Annotated in this window: 14 protein-coding genes; 9 read left to right on the top strand and 5 right to left on the bottom strand. The window is 64.3% G+C overall.

Going from position 1 to position 14,834, the window contains the following annotated elements:
* The first annotated feature begins 442 nt into the window (after positions 1 to 442).
* Positions 443 to 1,123, top strand: a complete 681-nt coding sequence (locus tag ACTJKX_RS23345) for a L,D-transpeptidase (protein WP_311934333.1) — start codon at positions 443 to 445, stop codon at positions 1,121 to 1,123.
* Between the two features lie 97 nt (positions 1,124 to 1,220).
* Here ACTJKX_RS23345 and ACTJKX_RS23340 read toward each other — a convergent pair whose 3' ends face one another.
* Positions 1,221 to 2,573 (bottom strand): MFS transporter, encoded by a 1,353-nt coding sequence (locus ACTJKX_RS23340; RefSeq protein WP_394312308.1) that lies wholly within the window; start codon positions 2,571 to 2,573, stop codon positions 1,221 to 1,223.
* 218 nt (positions 2,574 to 2,791) lie between these two features.
* On the bottom strand, positions 2,792 to 3,433 hold the full coding sequence (locus ACTJKX_RS23335) for a PadR family transcriptional regulator (protein ID WP_394312310.1): 642 nt from the start codon (positions 3,431 to 3,433) through the stop codon (positions 2,792 to 2,794).
* A 281-nt stretch (positions 3,434 to 3,714) separates the two neighbouring features.
* Between ACTJKX_RS23335 and ACTJKX_RS23330 the strand changes: the two genes are divergently transcribed.
* On the top strand, positions 3,715 to 4,362 hold the full coding sequence (locus ACTJKX_RS23330) for a VOC family protein (protein ID WP_367625905.1): 648 nt from the start codon (positions 3,715 to 3,717) through the stop codon (positions 4,360 to 4,362).
* Between the two features lie 52 nt (positions 4,363 to 4,414).
* Here the strand turns inward: ACTJKX_RS23330 and ACTJKX_RS23325 are convergent, their stop codons facing one another.
* Together ACTJKX_RS23325 and ACTJKX_RS23320 are read right to left on the bottom strand one after the other, a co-directional pair.
* On the bottom strand, positions 4,415 to 5,107 hold the full coding sequence (locus tag ACTJKX_RS23325) for a DUF1194 domain-containing protein (RefSeq protein WP_440726674.1): 693 nt from the start codon (positions 5,105 to 5,107) through the stop codon (positions 4,415 to 4,417).
* 296 nt (positions 5,108 to 5,403) lie between these two features.
* Positions 5,404 to 6,096 (bottom strand): DJ-1/PfpI family protein, encoded by a 693-nt coding sequence (locus ACTJKX_RS23320; RefSeq protein WP_440726673.1) that lies wholly within the window; start codon positions 6,094 to 6,096, stop codon positions 5,404 to 5,406.
* A gap of 65 nt (positions 6,097 to 6,161) precedes the next feature.
* Here ACTJKX_RS23320 and ACTJKX_RS23315 point away from each other — a divergent pair, with 65 nt between their 5' ends.
* The 5 genes from ACTJKX_RS23315 (at position 6,162) to ACTJKX_RS23295 (ending at position 12,098) form a co-directional block, all read left to right on the top strand.
* Positions 6,162 to 7,184 (top strand): GlxA family transcriptional regulator, encoded by a 1,023-nt coding sequence (locus tag ACTJKX_RS23315; RefSeq protein WP_440726672.1) that lies wholly within the window; start codon positions 6,162 to 6,164, stop codon positions 7,182 to 7,184.
* Positions 7,185 to 7,382: 198 nt separating this feature from the next.
* Positions 7,383 to 8,903 carry a sugar ABC transporter ATP-binding protein gene (locus tag ACTJKX_RS23310; protein ID WP_440726691.1) on the top strand — a complete coding sequence of 507 codons (1,521 nt, stop codon included), beginning with the start codon at positions 7,383 to 7,385 and terminating at the stop codon, positions 8,901 to 8,903.
* The gene (locus tag ACTJKX_RS23305; RefSeq protein ID WP_440726671.1) at positions 8,900 to 9,901 is read left to right on the top strand and encodes an ABC transporter permease; all 1,002 of its coding nucleotides are present in this window, start codon (positions 8,900 to 8,902) and stop codon (positions 9,899 to 9,901) included. The genes ACTJKX_RS23310 and ACTJKX_RS23305 overlap by 4 nt, the downstream gene beginning before the upstream one ends.
* A 72-nt stretch (positions 9,902 to 9,973) precedes the next feature.
* On the top strand, positions 9,974 to 10,918 hold the full coding sequence (locus ACTJKX_RS23300) for an ABC transporter substrate-binding protein (RefSeq protein ID WP_311934340.1): 945 nt from the start codon (positions 9,974 to 9,976) through the stop codon (positions 10,916 to 10,918).
* 523 nt (positions 10,919 to 11,441) lie between these two features.
* The gene (locus ACTJKX_RS23295; protein ID WP_311934342.1) at positions 11,442 to 12,098 is read left to right on the top strand and encodes a hypothetical protein; all 657 of its coding nucleotides are present in this window, start codon (positions 11,442 to 11,444) and stop codon (positions 12,096 to 12,098) included.
* Positions 12,099 to 12,239: 141 nt separating this feature from the next.
* Here the strand turns inward: ACTJKX_RS23295 and ACTJKX_RS23290 are convergent, their stop codons facing one another.
* Positions 12,240 to 13,016 carry an SDR family oxidoreductase gene (locus ACTJKX_RS23290; protein WP_367625909.1) on the bottom strand — a complete coding sequence of 259 codons (777 nt, stop codon included), beginning with the start codon at positions 13,014 to 13,016 and terminating at the stop codon, positions 12,240 to 12,242.
* A gap of 182 nt (positions 13,017 to 13,198) precedes the next feature.
* Here ACTJKX_RS23290 and ACTJKX_RS23285 point away from each other — a divergent pair, with 182 nt between their 5' ends.
* The gene (locus ACTJKX_RS23285) at positions 13,199 to 13,657 is read left to right on the top strand and encodes an NUDIX hydrolase (protein ID WP_311934343.1); all 459 of its coding nucleotides are present in this window, start codon (positions 13,199 to 13,201) and stop codon (positions 13,655 to 13,657) included.
* A 269-nt stretch (positions 13,658 to 13,926) separates the two neighbouring features.
* Positions 13,927 to 14,832: a ketopantoate reductase family protein gene (locus ACTJKX_RS23280; protein ID WP_367625910.1), complete on the top strand. Its 906-nt coding sequence runs from the start codon at positions 13,927 to 13,929 to the stop codon at positions 14,830 to 14,832.
* Positions 14,833 to 14,834 lie beyond the last annotated feature (2 nt).

The raw sequence follows: 14,834 nt of genomic DNA, 5'->3' as shown, positions 1-14,834 counted from the left end.
ACTATAGAACGCTTCTTAATGCGAGGTAGCCTGACAGGGGCGCCTTGCGCTGTCGCACCGGGGACATCGTATATTCAATCTGCGACAACGGCTCAAAAGAGCGATGGCTGCCAGGCAGCGGAAACCCGATTGGGTGGCCGATCTTATCCGCAATCGGGTTCCCGCAGATCGAGCCCGCCATTGGGCCCGGCCCGCTCGTCCGAGCTTGTGGTCCGGCACCTTTCGCAAGGGCGCTCATTTGCCCCACAGCCTGCCGCTCCCGAGCCTTTGCGATTCCCGCCGAGTCCGGCTATTCGCAGATCGCTTCGGCAAAACGTTGACGCCTGACGTCGGTATTGGCTTGCGTGAACGTTGCATGAAATAGTAGGCCTACCTAACGGAATGTCGTGGCGCCGGCCTTTGGCGTGACTTCGATACTGATGGCTGTTCGGAAAAGGTTGTGATGCCCGGTTTATCTCGTCGTGTCTTTGTTCTCGGTGCTCCGTTGCTGCTCGCCGGCTGCGCCTCCTCGCGTGCCACCATCGGCTCCCTGTTCGATAGATCGAGCGACAGCGGCTTCAACTATCGCGAGATCTATGCCGGCGGCACGGAGAACGGCCATGACTATCCGCCCATCAATCTGAAGGCGATCGATCCCAAATATTTGCGGCGCGTCGTGGTCGCCCCCGCCGGTGAGGCGCCCGGCAGCATCATCGTCGATCCCGACAATCGTTTTCTCTACCATGTCCATGACGACGGCACCGCCACGCGCTATGGCGTCGGTGTCGGCCGCGAAGGTTTTGGCTGGAGCGGCAAGGCCACTATTCGGCGCAAGGCGGAATGGCCGCGCTGGACGCCGCCGCCGAAGATGGTCAAGCGCGACCCGCTGGCCGCCAAATTTGCAGGCGGCATGGAGGGCGGTGTCGAAAACCCGCTCGGTGCCCGCGCCATGTATCTCTATCAGGGCGACCGCGACACCCTCTATCGCCTGCATGGCACCAACGATCCGACCTCGATCGGCAAGTCGATGTCGTCGGGCTGCATCCGCCTGCTCAACCAGGACATCATGGCCCTCTATCACAACACCCCGGTGGGCGTGCGGGTGGTGGTGCGGCCTTCCCACGGCGGTACCGAGGCGAGCTGAGAAGGGCCGCTGCCGCCATCGTCCTCAGGGCAAAGTGCGATTGCCTCAAACCGCACTTTGCTGATCCAACGGTCGATCGCCTTTTCCGGAGCGCGCTTTAGCCCGGCTTGCGCAGTCCGCTCGACACCGCCCCGATCAGCGCAAGGCCTGCGCCGATCCAGGCGATCATTTCCGTCTGTCCCTGCGCAACCAGGCTGAAGATGACGGCTGCGACGGCGGCGCCCATCGACTGGCCGAGCAGCCGGCCGGTCGATTGCAGACCGCTGGCCCCGCCGCTGCGCTCGCGCGGCGCGCTGGTGATGATGATGCGGTTGTTGGGCGACTGGAACAGGCCGAAGCCGAAGCCGCACAGGGCAAGCCGCCAGGCGATGTCGAAGCTGTCGGGCCGCTCGCCCATGCTGGCGACCGCCGCCAGCCCCGCTGCCAGCAGGCAGAGCCCAGCAATGCCGAGTTTCTCGGGCGAGATCCGATCGGACAGCCGGCCCGAAATGGGCGCTATCAGCGCGGTCATCAGCGGCCAGGGCGTCATCAGGAATCCCGTCGCCGCCTCGGAATGGCCGAGCGTGCGCTGCAGGAAAAAGGGCAGCGCTACATAGGCCATGCTCTGTGACGCGAACGAGCAGATCGAGGTCGCCATCGACAGCGAGAAGACCGGCCGCCGCAAGAGATCGACCGGCAGCATCGGTACCGGCTGCTTCACCGATCGCCGGACCAAGACGAGGGCCGCCACCGCGGCCCCGCCGATCATCGCGAGCGCGATCGGCATGGTTCCGGTATCGCCGAGGCCGTCGAGCCCCGCGATCAGCAGACCGAAGGCAAAAGCATTAAGGACAGCGCTGATCCAGTCGAAGCGATGGCCGGATGCCGGCGTCTGCGGCAAGGCCCGGGCTGCGACAAAGAGGGCGATGAGGCCGATCGGTACGTTGACCAGGAACAGCCATTGCCAGTTCGCCACGGTCAGGATGGCCGAGGCCACGCTGGGCCCGGCCGCCGAGGACACCGCCACCACCAGCGCCGTGTAACCGACGCCCGACCCGAGGGAGGCCTTAGGAAAGATATAGCGCACCAGGGCGATGTTGACGCTCATGATGCCGGCCCCACCAAGCCCCTGCACCGCCCGCGCCAGCGCCAGCACCGGCAGGGACGAGGCCTGGGCACAGGCAAAGGAGGCCGCGGTGAACACGGCCAGCCCTGCCCAGTAGACGCGCTTGTAGCCGATGATGTCGCCGAGCGAGGACAGAGGCAGCAGCGAGATGGTGACCGCGAGCTGATAGGCGGTAACCACCCAGATCGATTCCGCGGGGGAGACCGCGAGTTCGGCCGCAATCGAAGGCAAGGCGACATTGACGATGGCACTGTCGAGCACCGCCATGGTCAGCGCCATGGCGATGGTCAGGAAGGCCAGGAAGCGTTGGGGAATGGGCAAGCCATCCATGGCGGCGGCGTTCATCAAATACTCACAACCGACAAGGGCCGACGGTAGCAGCCTCTAAAGACAATGAATTGAAAAAATTACCTGAAACGACAAACAGGGCGCCGCAACGGCACCCTGCTTCTACGCTTCCTGGATCGCCGGGGAAGTGCCAGCTTTATCCTAGCATTAAAACCAACAGGATCCGTGATCCTGCAAGGTTTCCTGGATAAGGGTGGCCTTCACCCGGCCGACCGTCAGCCCTGTCCGCCGACGATGTCGCGGGCAGCCTTTTCGATGATGGCGCGGACCCGCTCGGCCTCGGCCTGCGTCCAGGGACCGCGATGCATCTGCAGAGCGTGCCGGAACGTGTGCAGGGCCTCGCGCACCATCTCCGGCGTGGAACGGGCGGAGAAGGCGCTGGCAGCAAGATCCATGCGGGCCATGACGCCATCGATCGCGTCGCGGTTCTCGGCAAGGAAGGCCTCGCCTTCGGGGGTAATGGTGTAGAGCTTCTTGGTGCCCTCCGACGCCTCGCTGCGGATATGGTCCTGCTCTTCCAGGAGGGTCAGCGTCGGATAGACCGCGCCGGGGCTCGGCGCATAGGCGCCGCCGAACTTTTCCTCGATGGCACGGATCAGCTCATAGCCATGGCGCGGCTTCTCGGCGATCAGCGCCAGGATGACCAGGCGCAGGTCGCCATGGCCGAAGACGCGGCCACGGCCACCAAAGCCCCTGCCGAAGAAATCGCCCGGACCATCGCCTTCGAAACCGCCGCGCCCCCAGCGCCCGCCGCGACCCGGCGCACATTCCTGCTGCCCCTCGCGGCCCCAGCCACGAAAACCGCCGCGGCCCCAGAACTCGCCGCGTCCGCGGCCCTCATGATGTCGTCCAAACATACGATATACCTTTCGTTCTATCTTTAAGATGGATCTTAAGATATATCGAAAGATAGATTACGCAAGAGCCTTTCTCAAATTTCTGCTGCCACGGCGGACATGATGGAAGATACAGGTGAGACAGGGGCCATTGTGGCGCATGGGCAGCGTGTTCTGGCTCGCAACGCTGTGATGATTGACAGCGAAGGCCCCCTGCAGCACTCTTTCGGCGCTGCGTAGGGCGCACCGGCGGACCGCCGGAAGGGCAATGCCCGCCTACAATCGAAAACACGATTGCGCCCATGCCGAACCTCGAAAACCTCAGGAAGCAGGCCAAGCAATATCTGCGTTGGCATCGCGAGCACTATCACCCGGTCGCCGCCGAGATCAGGGCTGCCTTGCCGCGGTTCCACGGCCTCGACGATCATCAGATATTGGAGGCGAATTTCCAGCTTGCCGACGCTCTGGAGCTCGTCGCCCGCCAATCAGGCTTCGTGGGATGGGAGGCGCTCAAGACGGGAGCTTCGACCATGACGGATATCTCCGCACCGACCCTGCCGGAACCCTTTTTGAGCTCGGCCGCGGCCCAGCTCTTCGTCACCGACATCAAGACCTCCTGCGACTTCTTCACCACCAGGCTCGGCTTCAGCATCGACTTCGTCTATGGCAATCCGCCCTTCTACGGGCAGGTCAGCCGCGACAGGGCCCTGCTGGCCCTCAGATTGGTGTGCGAGCCGGTCTATGTCGGCGATGTCAGGCAGCGCGAACATCTGCTCTCTGCCGCCATCACGGTCGACAGCGCCGCCGAGATCAAGCAGCTTTTCCTGAATTTCCAAGCCACAGACGTGGTCTTCCACCAGCCGCTCAGGAAAGAGCCCTGGGGCGCCAGGACCTTCATCGTCCTGGATCCCGACGGCAACCTGATCCTGTTCGCCGGCCCAGCTGGGTAAAACGCAGCGCTTGGCCGAAACTGCCCGGGGCGGCACGGTCGAGCAAGGACACTCAATTGGCCGCGATCTCGCGCAGCAATTTTGACTTGATCGATCTCAGTACATTGGCCCTGTCGTCCACTTTCAGGAGAAAGGCCCCCGGGCCACCGATGACGTGATCGCGGTAATAGATATCCGCCGGCACCTCGCCGAGCCGGCGGGGGTCGACCCAGGTCGGCATAGGCAGGCCGTTGATGGTAATGCCCCGCAAAATTGCGAGGTCGCGAGCACGGTCAGGCGCTTCGCCCCTGTTGTTCTCGCCATTGCCCGAAATATCGATCACCCGACGCAGAGCAGCGAAATCATTCTCCTCGATCATCCTTGTCCCGAACCGGATCACGCCGGTGATATAGGTGGTGCCAGCCGAGCGTTTCGCCGAGCCGGCCATGATGCGGGATGCAAAGCGCTCGGCATCCGCCCTGTTCCGGAGCAAGGTCCATGGCACCACGACGCGCTGCCCGTCCGACCATTCGACATAGCTGACTGCAATCTGGCCCAAGGGCCCGGTGGAGAGGGCCGCAACGACGTCGGGATCGCGAAAAGCCTGCGCATAGCCATCGGTCTGAACGGCCAGATTCTCGTCTGACATCGAAAAGGAAATGTCCGCAGCAAGAACCAGCTCGAGATCGACGGCGAGTTGTCCCGCAGACGAGGGCGGTGCCCACGGCATCGTCACTGCGACCAGGAAAAGCAGCAAGTTCCGCATGAGGGCCCCTCTTTGGGGTCAGCCGCCACGTGAGACACCGCACTCAAGTCAAAAAGTTCGAGAAAGCGCCCTGACTATGCGTCTCTACCCCTTCGGTCACAAACCTCTTTTTTGGGCGAGGCCCTCGAGCCTTGATACAGCATGGCCTGCAACACTTCGGCCCCGCCTTCCCCCGAGATAGGGCGAGCAGGCTGCCCGGGTACTGAGGCGCCGTTGAGAAACGACGCTCCGTCGTCCCCGGCAAGGCTGGAGAAGACGGAGCGCTCATTCTCGAACGATCCCCATGTCGTTTTACTTTAGACGGCGGCGATGGCCTTCCTCTCTCGCAGCCTGGCAACGATGCGCTCGCGCTCCTCGACATAGCTCGAGGCGGAAGCCCTCGCCACCTCGATCGCGCCGGCCGGTGCCGTTGCCGGAGACCCGGCATCGAAGGGCGGCGCCGGGGCATATTCGAGCTTGAGCTGCACGGCCTCGGCCTCCTCGCGGCCTCGCAACCGGGCGATGATATCGAGTGCGAAGTCGATACCCGCCGTGACGCCACCGCCGCTAACCAGCCGGCCGTCAGCGACAATGCGCTTGGCCACCGGCACCGCGCCGAGCGGTTCGAGCAGATGATGCGAGCCCCAATGCGTCGTCGCCCGTTTTCCTTCCAAAAGCCCCGCTGCCCCCAGCACGAGCGAGCCCGTGCAAACGGAGGTGACAAAGCGGGCGCTCCAGGCCTGGCGGCGCAGGAAGTCGAGGACGACCTCGTCCTCCATCAGCGGATTGACGCCGGCCCCGCCCGGCACGCACAGCACGTCGAGAACCGGGCAGTCCTGCAGTGTCGTCGTGGGCTGGACAGGCCAGCCCGAGGTCGCCATCACAGGATCGAGATCCTTCCACGTCAGGTGCTGCACGACGCCCGGCATGGCGGCAAAGGCATCAAAAGGCCCGGCCAGGTCGAGCAGTTGCACCTTGGGAAAAACCAGAAAGCCGATCTGCAGGATCATATGGGTGCTCCGTTCCAAATCTTGAGGTTGACAGGGCCACTCTAGCGCGGCAGCTTCTGGCGCAAATGTCGTTTGACCCACACTTTACGCCAAACCCAATCGACGGGCCGTGGACCGGCAGGCCACCCCGCGCCGTCGACCTGCTGGCTTTCCCGGGCTTTCAACTCCTCGACATCGCCGGCCCTATGCAGGTGTTCGCCTCCGCCAATCGTCTCCTGGAGGATGACGGGCTGCCTCCGGCCTATCGCCTGCGCATCGTCGCCCGGCAGGCCCAGGTCGCGGCCTGGGCCGGACTGACCCTGCAAGCCGAGCCCCTCCCGGATGCGGGCGACATCTGCGATACGCTGGTTATCGCCGGCGGGCGCGCCGTGCATCAGGCCGCCGAGGATGCCGTGCTCGTTGCCTGGGTCGCGGCCAGGGCGACGACCGCGCGAAGGGTTGCGGCGGTCTGCACAGGTGCGTTCCTCGCCGGTGCCGCCGGCCTGCTCGACGGCAGGCGCGCCGTGACCCATTGGGATTCCTGCGCCCTGCTGGCCGAGCGCTTCCCGGCAGCGCAAGTGGAAGCCGATCCGATCTTCATCGAGGACGGCAATCTATGGACCTCGGCCGGCGTGACCGCCGGCATCGACCTTACTCTCGCTTTGGTCGAACACGACCTTGGCCGCGCCATGGCGCTGGCGGTGGCGCGCGAGCTGGTGGTCTTCCTCAAGCGTCCGGGCGGACAGTCGCAATACAGCGCTGCCCTGGCGCTCCAGCATGGCGCCTCCCGCTTCGAAACCCTGCATGGCTGGATGCGGGAAAACCTCGCAGCCGACCTGTCGGTCCCCGCCCTTGCTGCGCGGGCCGGCATGAGCGAACGCAGCTTTCAGCGCCGCTACCGGGAGGCGACCGGCATGCCGCCGGCCCGCGCCGTCGAAAGGCTGCGTGTCGAACAGGCGCGTACGCTGCTCGCCGACACCATCCAACCCCTCAAGCAGATCGCCGCTCGCTGCGGCTTCGGCTGCGAGGAGACCATGCGGCGTGGCTTCGCCCGGCATCTGGCGACAACTCCGCAATCCTATCGCGAACGATTTTCTGGCAGGCGATGATATTGGCGGAGCGTTTCATGCTGCCCCGATCTGGAAAGCGTGATTGACAGAACCTGCCGTCCCGTTAATCTGACAATTGCGAGGTACGTAACTCATTCGCCCGGGCAGATGGCGAAGAGAACGTTGGCGGGAAACGGAAACCAGGAACCGGATTTGTCCGAAAGGGAAGCGAACGGGGCTGCCGCGCAGAACCAGACCGTGCCGGTGCTGGCCGCCAGTGGCCTGTCCAAGAGCTTCGGCACCATCGAGGTGCTGAGCAACATCGCGCTCGACCTCAAGCCAGGCGAAGTTCACGCCATCATCGGCGAAAACGGCGCCGGCAAGTCCACTTTGATGAAGATCCTGGCCGGCCATCTCCAGCCGAGCAAGGGCAGCCTGGCCATTGACGGCGAGCCGGTGCATTTTACCGGCCCCGTCGACGCCGAGCATCGCGGCATCGTGCTGGTCCATCAGGAGATCCTGCTCGCCCCCCATCTCACCGTGGCGCAGAACATCTTCCTCGGCCGGGAAATCCGCCGTGGTCCCATGGTCGACGACCGGGCCATGAACCGGGAGGCCGCTCGGGCAGTCCGCGAACTCGGGGCAGAGATTGCGCCGACCCGGGTGGTCGAGCGCCTCTCCATCGCCCAGCGCCAATTGGTCCAGATCGCACGCGCCCTGGCAGTGCCGCACCGCGTGGTGATCTTCGACGAACCCACGGCCTCCCTCACCCCGGTGGAGACGGACGCGCTCCTCAAGGTGATCGGCGCCATCCGCGCCAGGGGCACGGCGGTGCTCTACATCTCGCATCGCCTCAACGAGGTGAAGGCCATCGCCGACCGCGTCACCGTGCTGCGCGACGGCAAATGGATCGCCACCAGGCCCGCCGCCGAACTCCAGCCCATCGACATGGCGCAGCTGATGGTGGGGCGCGACATGGCCAATCTCTACCCGGCCAAGGCTTCGGCGGAAGCGAACGCAGCAGCCGCCGAAGAGCCGCTGCTCGCCATCGAGCATTTCAACGTGCCCGGCTTTGCCACCGATGTCAGTTTCGGCCTCGAGGCCGGCGAGATCCTCGGCTTTGCCGGCCTGGTCGGGGCAGGACGAACCGAATTGTTCGAAGGCCTGCTGGGCCTGCGTTCCGGCAGCGGCAGCCTCAGGCTCGACGGCCGGCCGGTGCATTTTCGCGAACCCCGCCAGGCCATGGAAGCCGGCATCGTCTATCTTTCGGAGGATCGCAAGGGCAAGGGCTTGTTGCTGGCGCAGGATCTGCGCACCAATCTCACCTTGGCCGCGCTGGATCACTTCACCTCGGGGCCCTTCATCGACAAGGCCCGCGAATGGAGCGCCCTCAACCAGGCCTTCCAGGATTTCGACATCAGGGCCCGTTCCAAGACCCTGCTCGCCGGCCAGCTTTCCGGCGGCAACCAGCAGAAATTGCTGCTCGCCAAGATGATGCTGCTGGAGCCGAGGATCGTCATCATCGACGAACCCACCCGCGGCATCGACATCGGCACTAAGGAGCAGATCTACCGTTTCATTGCGGCGCTGGCCGCCCGGGGAAAAGGCGTGATCGTGATCTCCTCCGAAATGCAGGAGCTGATCGGCGTATGCCATCGCATCCTGGTGATGCGGGGTGGGCAGATCGCCGGAGAAGTCAGCGGCGAGGCGATGACGGAGGCCGAAATCGTGGTGCACGCCACCGGCGTTTCCAGGCAAGAAGCGAGAGCACAGGTATGAGCGAGCAACTCGCCCCGACCAAGACCACAAGCCGGTTCCAGGATTTCGACCTGCGCGCTGTCGCGCCCTTCGCGGCGCTCGCCGTGCTGATGGTCCTGGGCTACTTCGTCAACGCCCGCTTCATCGACCTCGACAATATCACCAACGTCCTGGCCCGCAGCGCCTTCATCGCCACCATCGCCGTCGGTGCCACTTTCGTGATCACCGCCGGCGGCCTCGACCTCTCGGTCGGCTCGATGGCGGCGCTGGTCTCGGGCGTGATGATCCTCTTCCTCAACAAGGCCATGATCGGCGACGGCTATCTCCTGCTTGCCATCGGCATGGTCCTGGCCCTGCTGCTCGGCGCCCTGTGCGGCGCCGCCAACGGCCTGGGCGTCACCGCGGGGCGGCTCGAACCCTTCATCGTCACACTCGGCACCATGGCGATCTTCCGCTCGCTCCTGATCTGGCTGGCCGATGGCGGCTCGATCGCCATGAAGTCGATGGAGCTCAGGGCCGACTATCGCCCGGTCTATTTCGGCACCATTCTCGGCCTGCCCTTCCCGGTGTGGGTGATCATCGCGGTGGCCGTCATCGGTGCCTTCCTGCTCTACCGCACCACGTTCGGACGGCATGTCATGGCCGTCGGTTCCAACGAGGATGTCGCGCGCTATTCCGGCATCTCGGTCGGGCGCGTGCGCATGCTCACCTACATCATCCAGGGCCTGTGCGTCGCCATCGCCGTGCTGGTCTATGTGCCCAGGCTCGGCTCCACCACCTCCACCACCGGCCTTGGCTGGGAATTGCAGGCGATCACCGCGGTGGTGGTCGGCGGCACGGCACTGCGCGGCGGCGTCGGGCGCATCTGGGGCACCATCTGCGGCGCACTGATCCTGGAAGTGATCTCCAACATCATGGTGCTGTCGAACTTCGTCTCCGAATATCTGGTCGGTGCCGTGCAGGGCGCCATCATCATCATCGCCATGCTGGTGCAGCGCTCGCTCGCCCGGAGGAGCTGAGCCCGCCGGTCCATATGCAGCGGGCGGGACGAACCCGCCCCCGACAGAATGAAAAGCGCTAGGGAGGATATCATGCGCAAAATGCTGACCGGCCTGATGGCGGCCGGTCTCTTCGCACTCGCCGGGGCAGCGGCACACGCTGCCGACAGCAAGACCATCGCCGTCTCGATCCCGGCCGCCGACCATGGCTGGACGGGCGGCGTGGTCTATCACGCCCAGCAGGAGGCCAAGGCGCTCGAAGCGCGCTATCCCGGCCTCAAGGTCATCGTGAAGACCTCGCCGGATGGCGCCGCGCAGGCCAACGCCCTGGAGGACCTGACCACGCAGGGCATCAACGCCCTCGTGGTGCTGCCGCATAATTCCGACGAGCTGACCGACCCGATCCGCCAGGTCAAGGGCAAGAACGTCTTCATCACCGTGGTCGACCGCGCTTTGCGCGATCCGATCCAGGATCTCTACGTCGCCGGCAACAATCCGGGTCTGGGCACCGTCTCGGCCGCCTATGTCAAGGAAAAGCTCGGCGGCAAGGGCGACGTCGTGGTGATCCGCGGCCTGCCCATCGTCATCGACGAGCAGCGCGTCAATGCCTTCAACGAGGGCCTCAAGGGCTCCGAGGTCAAGGTGATCGACAGCCAGTTCGGCAATTGGAGCCGCGACGACGCCTTCAAGGTGATGCAGGACTTCCTGACCAAGCACCCCAAGATCGACGCGGTCTGGTGCCAGGATGACGACATGGCAGTGGGCGTGCTGGAGGCGATCAAGCAGGCCGGCCGCAGCGACATCAAATTCGTGCTCGGCGGCGCCGGCATGAAGGACATGGTCAAGAAGGTCATGGACGGCGACGCCACCATTCCGGCCGACGTGCTCTATCCGCCGGCCATGGTGGCCGTGGCGATGGATCTCACCGCCGCCGGCCTCTACGACAAGCTGCCCGTGCGCGGTTCCTATATTCTCGATGCCACGTTGGTGACCAAGGACAACGCCAAGGATTTCTATTACCCCGACTCGCCATTCTGAGCGGAAGCGACGAGGCGAAAGCCGCCCTTCACGATGAAGGGCGGCTTTTTTACATCGGATATTAGGTATTATAATACCAAATAAAGCAATACCTATTTGGGGCTACAGTCATACCTCTCCGACACGATCTAATACTTCAGTATCATAGTGGCGACGGGAGCCTGCTACCCAATTTCGCCCCACAAGCGTCACATTCCAGACGCAATTCATCTATGACGAAATCCACCTGCACCCCACAGGAACCGCAGAAAAACGAAAGCATAAATGGGCCTAAGCTGCTTTAAATGAGCCCGCAATGCACCGGATTATGCAAGTATATTTTAAGATACTTATTGTACAAAATATAATACAACTCAAGTATTTTGAATAAATCGATTTATTTTTAATAATTCAACATTGCGATTTACTGTATTTTGGCATATTTTTCTATAGACATTCAGCTTCCGGTCGATCGAGAAAGCACCCAAAGCTCCCTTCCCCGGAGTTCCGGCCGAATGTTCGAGTTTTCCAGGTGGAGGTCGACATGTCTGAGCACTATCGGAAGGACTGGCGCAAGGTTGCAATGTTCGCTGGACTGGCGACTACTTTGCTTCTTGTCGCCCCGCAGGCCGCTCTGAGCGGTAGCGTCGGCAATGCGGTTGGTGGCGTCGGCAACGCCGTAGGCGGTGCCGTGGGCGCGGTCGGTGGTGCCGTTGGCGGTGCGAATGTCGGCGTCAGCGCCAAAGTGGGCCCGGTCAGCGCCAACAGCAACACCAGCCTCAACAGCGGCGGATTGAACTCCAATACGACGGCCTCGGTCGGCAACGCCGCCACGGCCAATGTCAGTGCATCGGCGACACCCAGCACCGGCGTCAAGGCCAATGTCGGCGTCAATTCCTCGCTCGCCGATGCGGATGTGAGCGCCTCGCTCAACAACAACACAGGCGTGAACGTCGGCGTGGGCGTCAATGTCCCCGGTTCCGACACCGGAACGCCCGGCACCCCCGGCAGTCCAGGAACTCCTGGTACCCCGGGCGTTCCCGGCACGGGCGTGAATATAGGCAATGTCTCCAGCCAGCTCGCTTCGATGAGCAGCGCCCAGCGCATCGCCCTCAAGAAACGCTGCAAGTTGATCCTCGGGGCCAGCGACGACTATGACGCGCAGCTCATCAAGCTGTGCCAGATCCTGGCCAAGCTCTGAATCCGTTCCACGAAGGGAACCGGACTGCGCAGAACGACAAGGGGCTGGCCCTCAAGGCCAGCCCCTTTTCCTTGGAGGAGGCGGGGAGCGCCGGAGAAACCGGCGTTTCAGTCCGATCGCCCCGCAATTGCAACAAGCCCCTCAGAACGATCCGGCAAAGTTGCCGCCATCCATCAGGATGTTCTGGCGGGTGATGTAGCCGGCCTGCGCACCGGCGAGAAAGGCACAGACCGAACCGAGTTCGTCCGGATCGCCGAAACGTCCGGAAGCCTCGCCGTCCTGCCATTCCGCCAGGACGGCTTCGGGCGATTGCCCCGGCTTGGCCGAGGCAGCCGCATTGTCCCGCAACCTATCGGTGCCGAAGGAACCCGGCAGGATATTGTTGATCGTCACATTATGGCGGGCAATGTCGCGGGCGAGGCCGGCGACGAAGCCGGTCAAGCCGGTACGGGCACCATTCGACAGGCCGAGATAGGAGATCGGCGCCTTCACCGTCACGGAGGTGATGTTGATGATGCGCCCGAAGCGGCGAGCGATCATGCCGTCGAGCGTCGCCTTGATCAGTTCGATCGGCGCCAGCATGTTGGCATCGAGCGCGGCCAGCCATTGCTCGCGGCCGAACTGGCGGAAATCCCCGGGTGGCGGGCCGCCGGCATTGTTGACCAGGATGTCGGGCTGCGGGCAGGCTTCCAGCAGCTTGCGCCGTCCCTCCTCGCTGGCAACGTCCGCTACCACCGGCGTGACCGTTGCCCTCGTCGTGGCGCGGATCTCGGCCGCAGTGCGTTCCAGCGTGGCGGGCGTGACACCGTTGATCACCACATTCACGCCCTCACGCGCCAGAGCCAGCGCGCAAGCCCTGCCGAGCCCTCGGCTGGAGGCACAGACGATGGCGGATTTTCCTTCGATACCGAGCTTCATAGTCCTGGGCCTCTTCATGCGGGTTGAAAGCAGGCTTTTCGCAGGGCTGCCGACCGCCGGCAAGCCCGTGTAATGCGGCAGACGCGCGAGGTCGCAATTACCGCCCCGCGGGATTGGCATGGCACCGTGGCAGCGCCTATAGCTGAGCCTTCAACCCGCAGGCAGTTCCGGAGAAACAGACAATGGCCTCGGATCCGGCCGAAAGTGACAATCTGCCCCGTCCGGTCGCCGCCGTGCTCGCCGTGGTGCTGCGCGGCGAGGAATTCCTGCTGGTTCGCCGAGCCAATCCGCCCGACCAGGGCCTGTGGGGCTTTCCGGGCGGCAAGATCGAGCCCGGCGAAGGCGTTCTGCAGGCGGCCCTGCGCGAGCTCCAGGAGGAAACCGGCGTCACGGCCCACGCCGTGAAGGCCTTCGCGGCCCTCGATTCCATCGATGCCCGTCCAATCGATGAAGGCGGTCACCATTATGTGCTGGTCGGCGTGCTCTGCCGCTGGCAATCCGGCGAGGCCGTCGCCGCCGACGATGCCCTGGAAGCAGCCTGGTTCGATCTGCCCACCCTTCTGGTGAATCGGGCCCGTGCCAGCATCGACGTCGATACGCTCGCCCGGGAGGCCCTGGCCTTGGCGCGCACCTTGCCATGACAGCCTCCAGGCGCGGGCGTCGCGATCGCATCCTGGCCCGCCTATCGCCGGCCTTGCCGATCGGGAGAACCCGTCTATCCTTGGCGGCGGTCCGACCGCCGGCCACGATCGGCATGGATAGAGGCCTCGCCTATCGGTAAGATCATGAGCATGCCGCTCCTCTCTCTCAGGTCCCAAGCCGATTCGAAGCGGCCGTCACGAGCTTTGCGCGATGAGCCGGGACCGTGGGCTGCGGCGACCCTGTCCATATTTGCCGAGGAAACATCATCATGAAGATTGCGGTGATGGGCGCCGGCGCCGTCGGCTGCTTCTTCGGCGCCCTGCTCGCCCAGGCCGGCCATGACGTCACCCTGATCGGGCGCCCGGCCTTGGTCGAGGCCGTCAGGGATGGAGGATTGCTGCTCGAGCACAATGGCGAACGCTGGCACGTCGCCGTTTTCGCCGATACCAGACCAGAGGCCGTCGCCGGGGCCGAACTGGTGCTGTTCTGCGTGAAATCCTTCGACACCGAGGCGGCAGCCGCCGCCATCGCTCCCCATATTGGCGCCGATTGCTCGGTCTGGAGCCTGCAGAACGGCATCGACAATGCCGACAGGCTCGCCCATATCCTCGACAGGCCGGCCGTGCCCGTCGCCGTCTATGCCGCGCTCGAAGCACCCGCCGCCGGCTATGTCCGCCACAAGGGCGGCGGCAAGATGGTAATCGGCCCCTCGCCCCGAAGCGAGGAATTCGCGGGCCTGTTCGCGGCCGCCGGCATTGCGGCTCGTGTCACGCCGGATGTCGTCGGCACGCTGTGGACCAAGCTGGCGGTCAATTGCGCGCTCAATGCCCTCTCGGCGCTCGCCGCCCTGCCCTATGGCCGGCTGGTCGGCCGCGAGGGCGTGGATGTGCTGTTGAAGGGGATCCTGGCCGAGTGCCGTGTCGTAGCCGAGGCCTACGGCGTCACCTTGCCTCCGACGCTGGAGGACACCGTGTTTGGGCTCGGCACCAGCATGGCGGAGCAATATTCCTCCACCGCCCAGGACCTCGCCAGGGGCCGGCGCACGGAAATCGACGATCTGAACGGCGCCATCCTGCGCCGGGCCACCGCACGTGGCCTCGAGGCGCCGCTGAACCAGGCGCTGTGGACACTGGTCAAGCTGCGCGAAGCCGGTCCGCCGTCATCCTCGACCTGAGT

The sequence above is a fragment of the Labrys sp. 22185 genome (genome assembly GCF_052045555.1).
GTDB classification, from domain to species: domain Bacteria; phylum Pseudomonadota; class Alphaproteobacteria; order Rhizobiales; family Labraceae; genus Labrys; species Labrys neptuniae.
The sequence above is the reverse complement of the archived record's forward strand: the minus strand, read 5'-3'. Positions and strand labels throughout refer to the sequence as shown.

What these genes read in the sequence shown, in the direction of transcription:
- ACTJKX_RS23280 (WP_367625910.1), top strand. Translation starts at nt 13,927, where the DNA reads ATGAAGATTGCGGTGATGGGCGCCGGCGCCGTCGGCTGCTTCTTCGGC.
- ACTJKX_RS23315 (WP_440726672.1), top strand. Translation starts at nt 6,162, where the DNA reads ATGTCGTTTGACCCACACTTTACGCCAAACCCAATCGACGGGCCGTGG.
- ACTJKX_RS23305 (WP_440726671.1), top strand. Translation starts at nt 8,900, where the DNA reads ATGAGCGAGCAACTCGCCCCGACCAAGACCACAAGCCGGTTCCAGGAT.
- ACTJKX_RS23295 (WP_311934342.1), top strand. Translation starts at nt 11,442, where the DNA reads ATGTCTGAGCACTATCGGAAGGACTGGCGCAAGGTTGCAATGTTCGCT.
- ACTJKX_RS23285 (WP_311934343.1), top strand. Translation starts at nt 13,199, where the DNA reads ATGGCCTCGGATCCGGCCGAAAGTGACAATCTGCCCCGTCCGGTCGCC.
- ACTJKX_RS23340 (WP_394312308.1), bottom strand. Translation starts at nt 2,573, where the DNA reads ATGAACGCCGCCGCCATGGATGGCTTGCCCATTCCCCAACGCTTCCTG.
- ACTJKX_RS23290 (WP_367625909.1), bottom strand. Translation starts at nt 13,016, where the DNA reads ATGAAGCTCGGTATCGAAGGAAAATCCGCCATCGTCTGTGCCTCCAGC.
- ACTJKX_RS23300 (WP_311934340.1), top strand. Translation starts at nt 9,974, where the DNA reads ATGCGCAAAATGCTGACCGGCCTGATGGCGGCCGGTCTCTTCGCACTC.
- ACTJKX_RS23335 (WP_394312310.1), bottom strand. Translation starts at nt 3,433, where the DNA reads ATGTTTGGACGACATCATGAGGGCCGCGGACGCGGCGAGTTCTGGGGC.
- ACTJKX_RS23320 (WP_440726673.1), bottom strand. Translation starts at nt 6,096, where the DNA reads ATGATCCTGCAGATCGGCTTTCTGGTTTTTCCCAAGGTGCAACTGCTC.
- ACTJKX_RS23345 (WP_311934333.1), top strand. Translation starts at nt 443, where the DNA reads ATGCCCGGTTTATCTCGTCGTGTCTTTGTTCTCGGTGCTCCGTTGCTG.
- ACTJKX_RS23330 (WP_367625905.1), top strand. Translation starts at nt 3,715, where the DNA reads ATGCCGAACCTCGAAAACCTCAGGAAGCAGGCCAAGCAATATCTGCGT.
- ACTJKX_RS23325 (WP_440726674.1), bottom strand. Translation starts at nt 5,107, where the DNA reads ATGCGGAACTTGCTGCTTTTCCTGGTCGCAGTGACGATGCCGTGGGCA.